18 protein-coding genes are annotated in these 15,552 nt (G+C 65.9%); 10 read left to right on the top strand and 8 right to left on the bottom strand.

The features are described from left to right. Positions 1-106 precede the first annotated feature (106 nt). Entirely contained in the window at positions 107-1,351 is a 1,245-nt protein-coding gene (locus tag KVX96_RS09040; protein ID WP_261194062.1) for a sarcosine oxidase subunit beta family protein, read from the bottom strand. Here KVX96_RS09040 and KVX96_RS09035 point away from each other — a divergent pair. From KVX96_RS09035 to KVX96_RS09020, 4 genes are read left to right on the top strand one after another with little or no spacing between them, the layout of a single operon-like run. Then, positions 1,350-1,511: a hypothetical protein gene (locus tag KVX96_RS09035; RefSeq protein WP_261194061.1), complete on the top strand. Its 162-nt coding sequence runs from the start codon at positions 1,350-1,352 to the stop codon at positions 1,509-1,511. The genes KVX96_RS09040 and KVX96_RS09035 overlap by 2 nt on opposite strands. 55 nt (positions 1,512-1,566) lie before the next feature. Continuing rightward, positions 1,567-2,802 carry a c-type cytochrome biogenesis protein CcmI gene (ccmI, locus tag KVX96_RS09030; protein WP_261194060.1) on the top strand — a complete coding sequence of 412 codons (1,236 nt, stop codon included), beginning with the start codon at positions 1,567-1,569 and terminating at the stop codon, positions 2,800-2,802. Continuing rightward, positions 2,799-3,275 carry a Holliday junction resolvase RuvX gene (gene ruvX, locus KVX96_RS09025; protein WP_261194059.1) on the top strand — a complete coding sequence of 159 codons (477 nt, stop codon included), beginning with the start codon at positions 2,799-2,801 and terminating at the stop codon, positions 3,273-3,275. Before ccmI ends, ruvX begins: the two co-directional genes overlap by 4 nt. 3 nt (positions 3,276-3,278) lie before the next feature. Continuing rightward, positions 3,279-3,512 (top strand): DUF1289 domain-containing protein, encoded by a 234-nt coding sequence (locus KVX96_RS09020; protein WP_261194058.1) that lies wholly within the window; start codon positions 3,279-3,281, stop codon positions 3,510-3,512. Positions 3,513-3,567: 55 nt separating this feature from the next. Here the strand turns inward: KVX96_RS09020 and KVX96_RS09015 are convergent, their stop codons facing one another. The 4 genes from KVX96_RS09015 to KVX96_RS09000 all read right to left on the bottom strand — a co-directional run bounded on the left by KVX96_RS09015 (position 3,568) and on the right by KVX96_RS09000 (position 6,988). Next, complete coding sequence (locus tag KVX96_RS09015) at positions 3,568-4,347, bottom strand: methyltransferase domain-containing protein (RefSeq protein ID WP_261194057.1); 780 nt, start codon at positions 4,345-4,347, stop codon at positions 3,568-3,570. A 112-nt stretch (positions 4,348-4,459) separates the two neighbouring features. After that, entirely contained in the window at positions 4,460-5,185 is a 726-nt protein-coding gene (locus tag KVX96_RS09010) for an STAS/SEC14 domain-containing protein (protein ID WP_261194056.1), read from the bottom strand. A 182-nt stretch (positions 5,186-5,367) separates the two neighbouring features. Beyond that, the gene (locus KVX96_RS09005) at positions 5,368-6,159 is read right to left on the bottom strand and encodes a hypothetical protein (RefSeq protein WP_261194055.1); all 792 of its coding nucleotides are present in this window, start codon (positions 6,157-6,159) and stop codon (positions 5,368-5,370) included. 4 nt (positions 6,160-6,163) lie between these two features. Further along, a complete protein-coding gene (locus KVX96_RS09000) occupies positions 6,164-6,988 on the bottom strand; it encodes a sulfite exporter TauE/SafE family protein (protein WP_261194054.1) in 825 nt (274 codons plus the stop codon). A gap of 224 nt (positions 6,989-7,212) precedes the next feature. Between KVX96_RS09000 and KVX96_RS08995 the strand changes: the two genes are divergently transcribed. Continuing rightward, on the top strand, positions 7,213-8,415 hold the full coding sequence (locus tag KVX96_RS08995; protein ID WP_261194052.1) for a multidrug effflux MFS transporter: 1,203 nt from the start codon (positions 7,213-7,215) through the stop codon (positions 8,413-8,415). A 3-nt stretch (positions 8,416-8,418) separates the two neighbouring features. On the opposite strand, the gene dusA is transcribed toward KVX96_RS08995, so the two are convergent. Both dusA and KVX96_RS08985 read right to left on the bottom strand, forming a co-directional pair. After that, positions 8,419-9,438, bottom strand: a complete 1,020-nt coding sequence (gene dusA, locus KVX96_RS08990) for a tRNA dihydrouridine(20/20a) synthase DusA (protein ID WP_261194050.1) — start codon at positions 9,436-9,438, stop codon at positions 8,419-8,421. A 119-nt stretch (positions 9,439-9,557) separates the two neighbouring features. After that, on the bottom strand, positions 9,558-9,860 hold the full coding sequence (locus KVX96_RS08985) for a hypothetical protein (RefSeq protein WP_261194049.1): 303 nt from the start codon (positions 9,858-9,860) through the stop codon (positions 9,558-9,560). 171 nt (positions 9,861-10,031) lie between these two features. Between KVX96_RS08985 and phnC the strand changes: the two genes are divergently transcribed. From phnC to KVX96_RS08960, 5 genes are all read left to right on the top strand, one after another. Continuing rightward, positions 10,032-10,850 (top strand): phosphonate ABC transporter ATP-binding protein, encoded by an 819-nt coding sequence (gene phnC / locus KVX96_RS08980; protein WP_261194047.1) that lies wholly within the window; start codon positions 10,032-10,034, stop codon positions 10,848-10,850. Between the two features lie 83 nt (positions 10,851-10,933). Next, positions 10,934-11,842: a phosphonate ABC transporter substrate-binding protein gene (gene phnD / locus KVX96_RS08975; protein WP_261194045.1), complete on the top strand. Its 909-nt coding sequence runs from the start codon at positions 10,934-10,936 to the stop codon at positions 11,840-11,842. A gap of 67 nt (positions 11,843-11,909) precedes the next feature. Next, complete coding sequence (phnE, locus tag KVX96_RS08970; protein WP_261194044.1) at positions 11,910-12,794, top strand: phosphonate ABC transporter, permease protein PhnE; 885 nt, start codon at positions 11,910-11,912, stop codon at positions 12,792-12,794. Next, on the top strand, positions 12,791-14,107 hold the full coding sequence (phnE, locus tag KVX96_RS08965) for a phosphonate ABC transporter, permease protein PhnE (RefSeq protein ID WP_261194043.1): 1,317 nt from the start codon (positions 12,791-12,793) through the stop codon (positions 14,105-14,107). Before phnE (KVX96_RS08970) ends, phnE (KVX96_RS08965) begins: the two co-directional genes overlap by 4 nt. Further along, positions 14,104-14,718 (top strand): chloramphenicol acetyltransferase, encoded by a 615-nt coding sequence (locus KVX96_RS08960; protein WP_261194042.1) that lies wholly within the window; start codon positions 14,104-14,106, stop codon positions 14,716-14,718. Before phnE (KVX96_RS08965) ends, KVX96_RS08960 begins: the two co-directional genes overlap by 4 nt. Here KVX96_RS08960 and phnF read toward each other — a convergent pair. Further along, positions 14,709-15,452: a phosphonate metabolism transcriptional regulator PhnF gene (phnF, locus tag KVX96_RS08955; protein WP_261194041.1), complete on the bottom strand. Its 744-nt coding sequence runs from the start codon at positions 15,450-15,452 to the stop codon at positions 14,709-14,711. The genes KVX96_RS08960 and phnF overlap by 10 nt on opposite strands. Positions 15,453-15,552 lie beyond the last annotated feature (100 nt).

The following is a 15,552-nucleotide window of genomic DNA, read 5'->3' as shown; positions in this document are numbered from 1 at the left end:
GCAGCGCCCGAGCCTGGGGGGCCGCGGAAAGCGCCCTCCCGGGGGGAGGGTCGAGCGCGGCCCGGTGCCGGGCACCGGGCATAAGAAAAATCAGAAGAATTACACATCAATGTGCCACCCCCGCCGCGACGCTTTCATCGATGAAGCGGCCCTCGGTGAAGCGGTTGAGGCCGAAATCCTCTGTCAGCGGCGAATGGCCCTTGGCGACGAGTTCGGCCATGCCCCAGCCGGAGCCGGGGATCGCCTTGAAGCCGCCGGTGCCCCAGCCGCAGTTCACGAAGATCCCTTCGACGGGCGTTTTGGACAGGATCGGGGAGCGATCGCCGGTGACATCCACGATGCCGCCCCATTGGCGCAGCATCTTCAGCCGGGAGATCATCGGGAAGGTTTCCACCAAAGCGCGCACGGTCTCCTCGATGTGGTGGAAGCTGCCGCGCTGGGTGTAGTTGTTAAACGCGTCCGTGCCGCCGCCGATCACCATTTCGCCCTTGTCGGACTGGCTCATGTAGCCGTGCACCGTGTTGGCCATGACCACCACGTCCATGCAGGGTTTGATCGGCTCGCTCACCAGCGCCTGCAGCGCCACGCTTTCCACCGGCAGACGGAAGCCGGCCATATCGGCCAGATGCGAGCAATGCCCGGCCACGACCATGGCGAGCTTGTCGCAATCGATGGCGCCCTTGGTGGTGTCCACGCCCACGACCTTGCCGCCTGCGCTGTGCACGCCGGTGACTTCGCATTTCTGGATGATGTCCATCCCCATCGCCGAGCAGGCGCGCGCGTAGCCCCAGGCCACGGCATCGTGGCGCGCGGTGCCGCCGCGCGGCTGCCAGAGCGCGCCCAGCACCGGATAGCGGGGGCCGTCGATGTTCATGATCGGGCAGAGCTCTTTGACGCGGGCCGCGCTGATGAACTCGGTTTCCACCCCCTGAAACGCATTGGCAGCGGCGGTGCGTTTGTAGCCGCGTACCTCGTGTTCGGTCTGGGCCAGCATCATCACGCCGCGGGGGCTGAACATCACGTTGTAGTTCAGATCCTGGCTCATGGTTTCGTAGAGGCTGCGGGCCTTCTCGTAGATCGCGGCGGACGGGTCCTGCAGGTAGTTGGAGCGGATGATCGTGGTGTTGCGCCCGGTGTTGCCGCCGCCGAGCCAGCCCTTCTCGAGGATGGCCACATTCTTGATGCCGAAATTCTTGCCGAGGTAATAGGCCGTCGCCAGCCCGTGCCCCCCGGCGCCCACGACGATCACGTCGTATTTCTTCTTCGGCTGGGCCTTGGCCCAGGCCCGTTTCCAGCCCTGATGCCCGGTGAGGGCTTCCTTGGCGATGGCGAAAGCGGAGTATCGTTTCATGGGCCTCATCGAATCCGGTGGTGACGGAAAACCTGCAAATGTCTTCGTATATTCGGCCAGCCCGCTGGCAACTGCGAGCGGCGAAAACGACGCATTCTGCGACATCGGCTGCGCCCTTGAGCAAAATGTGAGCGGGCTTGCGGCGCTTTTGCGCCTTTAGGCGGCTTTCAAAACTATATAGACCTCAAGCAAACACGGAACGACGGAGAAAATCCATGGCTTTCTGGCTGGCCACCGGCATCATCGGCTTAGGCTCTCTTTGCCTGCTTCTGCTGGCGCTGCTGCGGCGCGCACCGCAGGCAGGGGCCGGGGCCGGGGCCGAGAACCCCGATATTGCCGTCTACCGCGACCAGTTGAAATCCATCGAACGCGATGTGGCACGGGGCGTTGTGGGCGAGGATGACGCCGAACGCGCCCGGCTGGAAATCCAGCGCCGCATCCTTGAGGCCGACCGCGCCGCCAAATCCGTGGCCCCCAGCCGGGAGGCCCCGCGAGGCGCGACGCTGGCGATGGCGGCGGTCTGTGCGCTGTCGGTTCTGGGTGGGACTTATGGGCTTTACGTCTGGCTCGGTGCGCCGGGCTATGGCGATCTGCCGCTGCAGGCGCGCATCACATTCGCCGAGGAACTGCGCGAAAGCCGCCCGCGTCAGGCGGCTGCCGAGGAGGCTTCACGCCTGCCGCCGATCCCGGCCGATCCGCGCCATGTGGAGCTTGTGGAGCGGCTGCGCGCCGCCGTGGCCGAACGGGGCGACGATATCCGCGGCTTCCAGCTGCTGGCCGTGAACGAAAGCGCGCTTGGCAATTTCGTCGCCGCCCACCAGGCGCAATCGCGGGTGATCGACCTGAAGGGCGATGCCGTGCGCGCCGAGGATTACGCCGCCCTTGCCGATATGATGGTCCTTGCTGCCGGGGGCTATGTCTCGCCAGAGGCCGAAGAGGCGCTCACGGAAGCCCTGCGCCGGGACGCCACCAACGGCACCGCGCGCTATTACTCGGGCCTTCTCTTCATGCAGACGGCGCGCCCTGACATGGGCTACCGCATGTGGCGCGGCCTGCTGAACGACAGCACGCCCGAGGATCCGTGGTATGACGCGCTTCTGGGCCAGATCCCCGAGGCCGCGATGCGCGCCGGGGTCGAGTTCACGCCGCCTGCGCCCGAGGGCGAGGCGCTCTCTGGCCCGACCGCCGAGGACATGCAGGCGGCCAGCGAGATGGATGCCGAGGATCGCGATGCGATGATCCGGGGCATGGTCGCGGGCCTTGCCGACAGGCTCGCCACCGATGGCGGCCCCGCCGAGGAATGGGCCCGCCTGATCCGCGCCTATGGCGTATTGGGCGAGATCGGGCAGGCCGATGCGATCTGGAAGGAATCCCAGGCCGTCTTCGCGGGCAACGATCAGGATCTTGCCCTCCTGCGGGAGGCGGCGCAGGCCGCAGGCGTGCTGCAGTGATCTGTGAAACGATCGAGGAATTCGCCGCCGCCCTGCCCCCGATGCGCGCGCTCGCCGGGCTTGATTTTGGCGAGAAAACAATCGGCGTGGCGGTGAGCGACAGCTTCCTGTCGGTGGCCACCCCGCTGGAAACCATCCGGCGCAAGAAATTCGGCGTGGACGCCGCCGCCCTACTGGCGATCCTTGAAAAACGGTCCATCGGTGGCATCGTTCTGGGCCTGCCGCGCAACATGGATGGCACCGAAGGACCCCGCTGCCAGAAGACCCGCGCCTTTGCCCGCAATCTGACGGGCCTCACCGATCTCCCCATCACCTATTGGGACGAGCGGCTCTCTACCGTGGCCGCTGAAAGAGCGCTGCTTGAGGCGGATACGACACGAAAACGTCGCTCCGAGGTGATCGACCACGTGGCGGCGGGCTATATCCTGCAAGGGGCGCTGGACCGGCTGGCGCATCTGAAACGGAGCGTGTGAGGCGTGAAAGACGAGGTCTGGCAGCGGCAGGAGATCGAAAGCCCCTGCATCCGCATCTGCGTCGTGCATCCGCAAGAGCGGATCTGCACCGGCTGCCTGCGCACGTTAGACGAGATCGGCGGCTGGTCGAAGATGAGCTCCGATGAACGCGCCGCCATCATGGCAGAGCTGCCCTCCCGCGCCCCGCGCCTGCAGAAGCGCCGGGGTGGGCGTGCGGCGCGCTTAGAACGCGGCTAACAAGCCGGGCGGCCTTCGCACGGCAAGGTAAAACGCGCGCCGGAGCCGGGCCCCGTTACGCAGGTTTGCGTGCGCGTGTCACGAAATGGGTGAGCGAAAAGAAGAAACGCCCGCTTTCCGCCAACTGCCGCTGCTCCAACGCCCAATCGCGCGCTTCCTGAGCCGGGATAAGCCCTTCGTTTTCGGCAAATCTCTGCATCAGGATGATCATCATATTCGCCAACCCGTCTGGCCTAAGCTGTGTGTCACACACCGGCACAGGAATGGTCTGCTCGACCTCGAACCCGGCGTCTCTCAGCAGAGGCGGCAAGAGCGCAGGCACCCGGCGCTCCACGAAATGACGATCCCACGCCGTGATCATACGCGCCATACGCTCGGGCGCATCGCTGTGCCAGGCAAGGCTGTCGAAATGGATATCGCCGATCACAAGCCGCCCGCCCGGTTTGAGGATACGATGGGCTTCCTCCAAAGCCGCAGGGATATCTGCCAGATATTCATACACCTGCACCGACACCGCCTTGTCAGCGGCCCCAGTTTCAACCGGTATTTCTTCTGCCGTACCGTGCCTGATGTCGACCCACGGATGTTCGGCACATCGGTTACTGGCCGATTTTCGCATGTCGCTGCTTGGATCCACACCGATAACACGGCCCACCGGCCCGACGGCACGCCCCAGTTCGAGACTCAGCAGGCCATTGCCACAGCCGATGTCCACGATCGTCTCACCCGGCCCCGGTTGCAGCGCATCAAAGCCCCCCCGACGCCGCCGGGTGACGTCGGCCCCTTGGTAAACGCTGTCCAAAAGACGCGTTGTTTCGGCGTCGAATTCAATCATGCAACAAGACTGCCCTGATGGCGGATGTGTAAGGGCATCCTAGCATTTCTTCGCCTCACTGTCTGCCGGGAGCGCTCTTAGCGGTTTTCCAGTCGGCGTTTGCGCGCACGCCCTACTCTTTCAGCCAGACCTTCGCGGCTTCGATCTGGGCGCCGTCGAAATACTCGATCTCAGCAGCGAAGAAGCGCGAGGCGATGCGTTCGGCCATCTTCTGCCAATCCTTGGTGCCGACGAAGGCGATCTTTTCGGGGATCCGGTGGTGATCGCGCACAAGGCTGAAGTGCTGCCCCAGGGCCGAGATGCCGAGCCAGCCGTCGAACTCGCGCAGATCGAGCAGGAAGCGCACCGAGTCATTGTCGCGCACGAAGGCGTCGAGCCGTTCGTTCGCGCCCTCGTAGACGGCGGCGTCGAGCTGGCCCAGAAGCTGGATCTGCAGCACGCCTGCGCCCAGATCCTGCATATGCACCGCGCCGAGGCTTTCCGAAAGCCAGAGCCGCGCCTCAGACAGCTTTTCCAGCGGGAAGACCTTCACCGGACACGGTGCCATGAAGGCCATCGCGCGGGCGGCGGTTTCGAGCCAGCCGACATCCGTCACCAGCGCGATGCGGTCAAAGCCGCGCCAGTGGCGCAGGCCGAGGCGCAGATCGTCCAGCGCGGCGGCCCCGGTGAAGCCGTCAAAGCCGGGGCCGATCTGGGCCAGAAAGCGGATGCTGTCCCGATCCCAAAGCGCTTCCTCGATGGCAGGCATCAGCACGGCTTCGTAATCCTCCGCCGTCAGCTTGCCGGTGAGCTTGGCTTCGAGCATGCCTTCGGGGCGGCCGTCGATGATCTCGATCATGGCTGTCTCCTAAACAGATAGAAAAATCGCAATAAGCTTTCTGCACGGATTGTAGCGCCGTCCCGCGGGGTGGCGCAATCGCGCCGCCCCGAGGGGGCGGGTCGGCGCGGCCCGACAGTGCCTGTCGGGCGAACAGGCTCCGTTTGCGAATAACAACAATGACATAGCAGCCATAGATAGCCCTATGGAGCCGCCAGCCATTCTAGCACGCCGCCAGGCATCGGGGGGCGGAAGTAGGCGATCACGCGGCCTGCGGGTGCGGCTTCCGCGCTTTGCGCCCAAGGGGCGATCCCATGCAGGGCGAGCCGATGCACCAGCAGCGCCTCGCCGGGGCGCGCGGGCAATTCCCGGCGGAGGCAGCGCTCGAAAATGGCGCGGCGGGTCGCCTGATAGACCTCGGTCAGATCGTGTTCCGCCAAATCCTGCGGGGATACACCTGCGAGCGCATCGCGGAAGGCGGCGCGGATCACCTCGTGGCTGCCCTCCCAGACGACAAGCGGGCTCGCCCCTTCACTGGCCTCCGTCAACGGCAGGCCAAGGATGAAGCAATGCGGCTCGGCGGCTTTGCGGCGGCGCTCGGGGCCGATGGGCAGGAGCCCGTCCACATGGGCCGCGTCGCGGAGCAGGCGAAACTGGTGCGCGGCCGCGCTTTCAGTGGCATCCTTGCCCGGATAGCCCGGCAACACGCCGGAGATCTGCGCTTTGTCCCACGCCTCAGGCCCGCCAATATGCTGGGCGATGAAGTCCAACGCCTCCCCCGCCAAGGGCACGCCGTCGATCTGCCCAGAGGAGTCGTTTTCCAAGGCATTCACCCCGGCAAACCATGTGCCGCCGTGGCGATACCAATGGGCATGGGCGGGACCTTTCAGCGCCGCCAGAGCGTGGGGCCGGGCCGCTTCCACCCAGCGCAACAGGGCGCGGTCAACCGGGAACCGCAGCCAGCCGCGCTGGCGGACCTGCGCCCAGCCGTCCACCCTTTTAGAACCCCAGCGCCTTGCGCAGCATGTTCAGCGCCACCAGCGTCAGGAAGACAGCAAAGACGCGTTTGAGCGGCTTCGGGTCCATCGCATGGGCCAGTTTCACGCCGTAGGGCGTAGTGATCAGCGTCATGGCGATGATCACACCGAATGTGGGCAGGTTCACCGCGCCGATGGTGAAGGGCGGTGCGTTCTCCGGCGCGATCGGCACCAGCAGGAAGCCCGCCACGCTCGGCACCGCAATGATGACGCCAAAGCCCGCCGCCGTGGCCACCGCGCGGTGAATGGCGACGTTGTAGAGGCTCATCAGCGGCACCCCAAAAGAGCCGCCGCCGATCCCCATCAGAACCGAAAGGAACCCCAGCACCGGCGACAGGATCGCCCGGCGCAGGCCCGTGGGCATCGCCTCGCCCAGCCGCCAATCAGATTTGCCGAACCCCATGTAGAGGCCGATCACCATACCCAGCACGCCGAAGATGCCCTGCAGCACCACCGAGCGCAGCGAAGACGCCGCGAGCACGCCAATGATGGCCCCGATCACGATCCCCGGCGCCCATGTTTTCAGGATCTCCCAATCCACCGCGCCCTTCTTGTTGTGGCTGGCCACAGAGCGCAGCGAGGTGACGATGATCGTCGCCAGCGAGGTGGCAAGGCAGACCTGCATCAACTGGTCGCTCCCGTAGCCCAGCACGCTGAAGGCGTAGAAGAAGGCCGGCACCAGCACGATGCCACCACCCACCCCGAGAAGGCCGGAGAGCACCCCGGCAAAGGCGCCGATGGCCAGAAGAAGGGCAAGCAGCGGAAGCAGATCGGCGATGGGGGGCATGGGTGTCCTCGTGGGGTGGTCTTTTGGGGGTGGTCTTTTTGCTTGGGGTATCTTCTAGGGCGCAGGGCCGCGAAGGCGAACCATTTTTTCCCCGATGGGGTGCAATAATGCGCAGGCTGGGCGATTGACGCTGCGCCAGCCTGCGGGCCACAAAGCTCTCATCAAGGGGCTTTCGGCCTTTCCTTGGCGGCAGTGCCGCCGCAAGACCTCCAAAAGGACATCCCATGCACACCGGAAACGCCCCCGGCTTCCGCGCGCTTGGCGCGATTCTCGGCATTCTGGCTGCCGTCAGCCCCTTCGCCATCGACATGTACCTGCCCGCGATGCCGCAGATGGCCGAAGGGCTTGGCGTGAGCGAGGCCGCCTTTCAGGTGACGCTGATCGCCTATTTCCTCTCCTTCGGGCTGGCGCAGCTGGCCTATGGGCCTTGGGCCGATGCGGCGGGGCGGCGGTTGCCGCTGTTCACCGGGCTTTCGATCTTCGTAATCGCCAGTTTCGGCGCGGCCAGTGCGAGCAGCCTTGAGAGCCTCGCGGCCTGGCGCTTCCTGCAGGGGCTTGGCGGCGCGGTGACGATGGTGATCCCGCGCGCCGTGGTGCGGGATCGCTACACCGGCATCGAGGCGACGCGGCTCATGGCCATGGTGATGCTGGTGATCGCGACCTCGCCGATGCTCGCCCCCCTATTCGGCTCCGCCGTGGACGCGCTGGCGGGCTGGCGCGCGATCTTCGTGGCCCTCGGGCTGCTGGGCCTGCTGGGGCTGGCGCTGGTGCTCTTCGCTCTGCCCGAAACCCTGCCGCCCGAAGCTCGCCGCCCCGCCCGTCCTGCCGTGCTTTGGGCCGGGGCCAAGCGGCTGCTGGCCGATCCCGTCTACATGGGGCTGACACTGGTGGGCGGCTTTGGCATCGGTAGTTTCTTCGTCTTCGTCTCCTCGGCGGCTTTCGTCTACACCGGCACTTTCGGGCTGAGCCCGACGGAGTTCTCCATCGCCTTCGCGATCAACGCCATCGGCTTCTTCGCCGCCTCGCAACTGGCCGCCAACGCGGCGGCGCGGCTCGGGATGATGCGGCTCTGCGTGATCGGGGTGAGCGGCTTCTTCGCGTTCACCGCCCTGCTGCTCGCGCTCACGCTGGCAGGCCAGATGAGCCTTCTGGTGATCGCCACCTGCCTCTTCATCGCGAACGCTTTCCTTGGCCTCGTCATCCCCACGGCAGGCGTTCTGGCGCTGGAGCAGAACGGCGACATCGCCGGGCTGGCCTCCTCGCTCGGGGGCACCTTGCAGATGCTTGCAGGCTCTGCCGTGATCGCGGTGCTGGGGCCGTTCTTTGACGGCACGCCGCTGCCGATGATCGCCGGGATCGCCGCCTGCGGCGCGCTTTCCTTCGTGCTGGCGATGAGCTTCCTGCGCCCGCGCAGGGCTATGGCCTGATCGTTAAGCCGCCGCCGGCTCCACGGCGGCGAGCGCCTCTTGCACCAGCGCCACGCCCGCGCCGGGGCGGTGCGCGCCTTCCGACAGGATGCGCCGCCATTGCCGGGCACCGGGGCGGCCCGTGAAAAGCCCCAGCATGTGCCGGCTGATGTTGCCCAGCTTGCCGCCGCTTTCGATATGGGCGTCGATATAGGGCAGCATCAGGCGCACAACCTCTTCCGGGCTGCGCGCCGGCGTATCCACGCCGTAGATCCGCTGATCGGCCTCTAGCAGCACGTCTGACGGGCTGTGATAGGCCGCGCGCCCGATCATCACGCCATCCAGCCCATTGGCCAGAAAGGCTTCGGTCTGATCGAGCGAGGTGATGCCGCCGTTGATCGAGAGATGCATCTCGGGGAAGCGCTCTTTCATGCGCAGCACCAGCGGGTAATCCAGCGGCGGAATATCGCGGTTTTCCTTCGGGCTGAGCCCCTGCAGCCAGGCCTTGCGCGCATGGATCTGCATCCGCGTGACCCCTGCCCCGCGCATGTGGTCGATGAAATCGGGCAGCACCTCTTCCGGCGTCTGATCGTCCACCCCGATGCGGCATTTCACGGTGACCTCAACCGAGGAGGCCGCGATCATCGCCGCCACACAGTCCGCCACCAGTTTCGGCTCCGTCATCAGCACTGCGCCGAAACGGCCCGATTGCACGCGGTCCGAGGGGCAGCCGACGTTGAGGTTCACCTCGTCATAGCCCTCTTCGCAGGCCATCGCCGTGGCCTCGGCCAGCTCAGCGGGCTCCGAGCCGCCAAGCTGCACCGCGACGGGGTGTTCTTCGCCGTTGAAGGCCAGCAAATGCCTTGCCTGCCCGCGCACGAGCGCAGGCGCGGTGACCATTTCCGTATAGAGCAGCGTCTGGCTGCTCATCAGCCGGTGCAGGTAGCGGCAGTGGCGATCCGTCCAGTCCATCATCGGCGCAACGGAAAGCCGCGCGGCCCGTGCGAGGCTGCTTTCAGAGCGGGTCGGCGCTGCTTCTACCATGTTTTGAGCCATGTGGTGCCTCGTTGCGGATCGCATTTGTCAGGGTGCCGGACGGCGGCACCGCAGCGCTTTAGCACCGATGGGGCCGGAAAGGCCAGACGGGCAAGGACATGGCCCGCTCAGGCGGGATCTTCGGGCGGCGCGAGGTTCTGCCAGTGATCGCCTATCGCCACGATGCAGGCGGTGCCGCTGGCGTAGCTCTGCACCATGATCCATCCGCTGTTGCCCGGCGTAACCCATACTTCCAGCAGGGTTTCGGGATCCCTCAGCCCGTAGCCCACTTTTTCGGCCCGCGTGGCCTGCAACTGTGCCTCTAGCCGTGCGCGATCCTCGCAGCGCAGATCGCTCAGCTCCGCGCGCGCTTGGGCGAGATGCAGAGCGGGCAGAAGGAAGGCCAAGGTCAAAACATATGCATGTCTCATGGCCCCAGCTTACCGCATAGCGGCCAATATGAAAGTTTTGTGACAGGCGCCGCGCCGGAATTTCGCGCCGCGCCTGCCCGCCTGCGGATTTCACAAAAGCGCAACATCCCCGTCACGCAGCCGTTGTAAGCCCCCTGCTATCCGCTCGTCGCAACGAAGAGGGGATGACAGATGCTGGACCTTCAGCGGGTAACCAAACGTTTTGGCGACAAGACCGCCGTCGATGCGGTGAGCTTTCACGTCGCAAAGCCGATGATGATCGGCATCATCGGGCGCTCTGGCGCGGGGAAATCCACGCTGCTGCGCATGGTGAACCGCCTGAGCGATGCCACCGACGGCCAGATCACCTTCGACGGCGAGGAGATCACCGCGCTCACCGGCAAGGCCCGCCGCCACTGGCAATCGCGCTGCGCGATGATCTTCCAGCAGTTCAACCTCGTGCCGCGCATGGACGTGGCCTCCAACGTGCTCCACGGCACGCTGAACCGCCGCTCCACGCTGGCCACGCTGTTCAACCTCTACCCCCAGAGCGACATCCACCGCGCCATCGAGATCCTCGATCGCCTCGGCATCGCCGAACAGGCCCCCAAACGCGCCGAGGCGCTTTCGGGCGGGCAGCAGCAGCGTGTCGCCATCGCGCGGGCGCTGATGCAGGATCCGGCGATCATCCTCGCCGATGAGCCCATCGCCAGCCTTGACCCGATGAACGCCCAGATCGTGATGCAGGCCCTGCGCAGCATCCATGAAGAAGACGGCCGCACCGTCATCGCCAACCTGCACACGCTCGACACCGCGCGGCGCTTCTGCGACCGGGTGATCGGGATGCGCGACGGGCGGGTGGTGTTTGACGGCACGCCCGAACAGCTCACCACCGGTGTCGCGCGCGACATCTACGGCGCGGGGGATGATTTCTCCGAGGCCGCCACATCGACCGAAATCGACACATTGGACAGGCCCAAAGCCGGCAACCGCCCGCGCAGCCTCGCCTGACCTCCGCCATCATCCGCGCGCATCTCGCGCGGCTGAGCCTTCCTCACAACGACTTCAACACCTCAGACCGAACGGAGACCAAGATGAAAAAGACCCTCACCCTGGCGCTGGCCGCCTCCACCGCCCTTGCCACCGCCGCAACTGCCGAAATCACCGAGTTCCGCATCGGCCTTCTGGGCGGCGAGAACGCGCAGGACCGCATCAACAGCTACCAGTGCCTTGCCGATTACGCCTCCGAAGCGCTCGGCGTGCCGGTGACGATCTTCACCCCCGCCGATTACAACGGCGTGATCCAGGGCCTGCTGGGCGGCACGCTCGACATGTCCTGGCTGGGCGCCTCCTCCTATGCCGCCACCTACCTGCAAGATCCCGAAGCCGTGGACCCGGTGCTCGTGAAGGTGAACATGGACGGCTCCATCGGCTATCACTCCATCGGTTTCGCCCGCAAGGACGCCGGCATCGCTTCGCTGGACGACATGGAAGGCAAGGTCTTCGGCTTCGGTGATCCAAACTCCACCTCCGGCTACCTGATCCCCTCCATCGAGATCCCGCAGTACAAGGACGGCATCACCATGGAGAGCGGCGAGTACTTTGCCGAGGTGAAGTTCACCGGCGGCCATGAGCAGACCATCGTTGCCGTCAACAACGGCGACATTGACGGCGGCGTGACCTGGGCCGACGGCCAGGGCAACTGGGAAGACGGCTACAATTCCGGCGCGCTGCGCAAGGCCGTGGACGCGGGCCTCGTGGACATGAACGATCTGGTGCAGATCTGGAAATCCAACGTGATCCCGGAAGGCCCCGTCGTGCTGCGCAAGGCGCTGCCCGAGGACGTGAAGGAAACTATGACGGCCCTGATCGACAACCTGTTCGAGACGGATAAGGATTGCGCCTATGGCGTGGCCGCTGGCGAAACGCTCGGCTTCCAGCCGGTGACCCACGACACCTACCTCTCCGTGATCGAAGCCCGCAAAGCCAAGATCGACGGCTGATCGCCCATCGCCTCCCGGCGGCTCCCACACGGGGGCCGCCGGTTTTCTCACGACGACGGGACGCCCCATGACCGACGCAAGCCTCGCGGATCCCCGCAGCCCCTCGGGGCCGGTGGACCAGATCCAATCCTCCTATATGGCGCTCGTGCAGCACCGCCGCCTCTACGGCACGCTCACCCTGATGATCTTCGCGCTGCTGATGATCTCGGGCTTCATCGTCGCCGATGAGCGCAACGCGGGCGGCTTCTGGGACGGGATCAGCAACATCGGGGCCTACCCGGCGGATGTGCTTTCGGAGGCCTGGGAGAAACGCGCGGAACTGCCGGGGCTGATCCGGAAATACGTGCCTGCGCTGGTGGAAACGCTCAACATCGCCGCTGTGTCCACGCTTCTGGGCGGCATTGGCGGGGTGGCGCTGGCGCTTCTGGGCACGCGCGGGCTGGCCTGCTGGCCGCGCCTCATACCCCTGTTTCGCCGCTGCGCCGATGTGATGCGCGCGGTGCCGGAGATCGTCATCGCGCTGGTGCTGATCTTCGTTCTGGGCGGCGGGCCTGTGCCGGCGATGATCGCCATCGCCATCCACACCGCCGGGGCATTGGGCAAGCTCTTCTCCGAAGTGGCGGAAAACGCCGATCAGAAACCCGTGGAGGGGCTCGCCTCCACCGGCGCGGGCTGGCTGCAGCGCATGTGGCTCGGCGTGCTGCCGCAGGTCGCGCCGAACTTCCTGAGCTACGCGCTGCTGCGCTTTGAGATCAACATCCGTGCCTCCGCCATCCTTGGCTTCGTGGGCGCGGGCGGGCTGGGCTACGAGCTGCGCAACGCCATGGCCTGGGGGCCGGGCCGCTTTGACGAGGCCGCAGCCATCTTCATCCTGCTGTTTGGTACCATCGTCTGTTTCGATCAGCTCTCCAGCCGCTTCCGCCACCGCCTGACGAAAGGCCATGCCGCATGAGCACCACCGACCTCTCCCTCATGAAAGCGCAAGCCGATGCGCGCATGTCGCGCAAGCGCCTCGTGGCCTTCGGCCTGCCGCTGCTGGTGCTGGCCTACCTGAGCTACATCTTCTTCGCCTTTGATATCGCGGGCATTTCCAAACGCGCCAACTGGGACAACGCGGTGACGCTGGCCTCGGATAGCTGGTCCTACAAGGTGCATGTCACCCGCAGCAACCGCACCGGCGAGATCGACTACGCCGTGGAAGGCGAGCGCAAGGGCCGCTACCCGGAAGGCACCCGCCCTGACTGGGTGAGCGGTGACGGCGTAGTGACGGTGGATCTGGGCGGCGAGACCTTTGTGCGCCTGCTGCCCGAGGCCCGCACCGAGATCGAGATCCCCGTCTACCCGCTCATCACCGCGCAGGCCGAGGGGCGGACCGTCACCACCAATCTGCCCGCCCTCACCCCGGACTGGATCAACGCCTCCGACCGCCGGGTGGCGATCACCACGCCGGAGGGGCGCATCACGCTGACCGGCAGCAAGACGGAAGTTTTCAACTATTTCACCGGCTGGGAGTTGTTCTGGTTCACGCTCGACAGCCCCTACCACGGACACGGGCTCTTCCAGATCCTCTTCGGCGCGCAGATCGACCCGGCGCGCGGCAATATTGCAGGCGCGTGGGAAGATTTCTGGAACAACCCGATGTGGCGGCACAAGGATGTGGCCTGGGCCATTGGCGAAACCATCCTGATGGCCTTTCTCGGCACCTTCGGCGCGGCCATGGTGGCTCTGCCGCTGGCCTTCCTTGCCGCGCGCAACTTCGCCCCCTTCGTGGCGGTGCGCATGCTCACCCGCCGCCTGTTTGATTTCGTGCGCGGCGTGGATGCGCTGATCTGGACGGTGGTTCTGGCCCGCGCCTTCGGCCCCGGCCCGCTGACAGGCAGCCTCGCCATCCTCATCACCGACACCGGAACCTTTGGCAAGATCTTCTCCGAAGCACTTGAGAACGTGGATGAAAAGCAGATCGAGGGGATCTCCTCCACCGGGGCGGGCACCTTGCAGCGCTACCGTTTCGGCGTGATCCCCCAGGTCGTGCCGGTGCTTCTGGCGCAGGTGCTCTATTTCCTCGAAAGCAACACCCGCTCCGCCACCATCATCGGCGCGATCACCGGCGGCGGCATCGGGTTGATGCTCACGCAGGCGATCCAGACACAGAAGGATTGGGAAGAGGTCGCCTATTACATCGTGCTGATCATCGTCATGGTGATGCTGATGGATTGGGCCTCGGGCTGGCTGCGCGGTAAACTGATCGGGGGCAAGGACACATGAGCCGCCTGAGCGCCGACACCCCGCTCCTGCATCCCGGTTGCCAGATCACCGAAAGCCGCTTTGGCGCCTATTGCGAAGTGGGCGCGGGCAGCCGCATCGCCCACACCAGCTTTGGCGATTACAGCTACTGCGACCGCTACGCCGACATCGCCAATGCCACCGTGGGAAAATTCGCCAATATCGCCAGTTTCGCCCGCATCGGGGCCACGGATCACCCGCTCGACACCGCCGCCTGCCACCATTTCCTCTACCGCTCCGCCGATTACTGGGACGACACCGAGGACGACGGCGATTTCTTCTGCCGCCGCCGCGCCCGCCGCGCGGTGATTGGCCATGACACCTGGATCGGCCACGGCGCAATGATCAAACCCGAGGTGACGCTGGGCGACGGGGCCGTCGTGGCCTCTGGCGCGGTCGTCACCAAGGATGTGGAGCCCTACACCATCGTGGCGGGCACCCCGGCCACGCTCCTGCGCCGCCGCCAGCCGCCGGAAATCGCCCAGCGGCTGATCGCGCTGGCGTGGTGGGATTGGGATCATGCGACCTTGCGCGCCGCGCTCCCCGATTTCCGCGCCCTTTCCGCGAAAGCCTTCCTTGAGGTCTACGAATAGGCGTCCTGATCCAGCGTCAGCGTCACCCGATCCCCGGCAAACCACGTACGTCCGTATTCCACAGGCCGCCCCTGCCCGTCCACGTTCACGCCGGTGGCGCGCAGCAGTGGATCGCCCTCCTGCAGGTGCAGATGCAAGGCCTGCGTGGCGTCGGCGCGCACGGCCGTGAGCCGGGTGGAGGCGCGAGTGTAATCGGCCACGCCCACCGCCTTCAGCGCCGCCGTGACGGAGATCAGCTCCTCCAGCGCGGCGGCGATGCCCGGCAAGCGGCCAAGCGGAAACAGGCTTTCAAACAGCGCGATGGGCTGGGCATCCGCCAGCGAGAGGCCGAAATGCACAAGGATCTCCGCCCCCTGCGCCACCTCCAGCGCCTCCGCCTCGCCCTTGGTGGCGGCGCGCCGGGTGCTGTGCAGCACGCGCTTTTCCGGGCGACGGCCCGCGGCGAGCAGGTTCTGGTGAAAGCGCACCCGCGCGCCGATCGGGTAGTCGGTGGGCGTGGCCGCAACGAACACCCCCGCGCCCCGGCGGGAGCGCAGCAGGCCCTCCTCCACGAGCTTGCCGATCCCGCGCCGTACCGTGTGGCGGTTCACGCCGAAGCGCTCGGCCAGCTCGGCCTCGGTGGGCAGCTTGTCGCCGGGGCTGTAGCGGCCCTCGCTCAGATCCGCGCGCAGCGCATCGGCAATGGCGCGCCAGACGGGGGTGGCAGCGGCCCGGCTCACGGTTGCATGGCTCATGGCTGCCCGGCCTGCGTTACGGAAGTTTCACAAAAAACCATTGGGGGAATCGCCCTGTGCTCGCTATCATTAGTCTAGTTGTATAGTAATAACGAGAGTT

Source organism: Pseudoruegeria sp. SHC-113 (assembly GCF_025376885.1).
GTDB lineage: Bacteria > Pseudomonadota > Alphaproteobacteria > Rhodobacterales > Rhodobacteraceae > Pseudoruegeria.
This window is presented reverse-complemented; position numbering and strand designations above follow the sequence as displayed.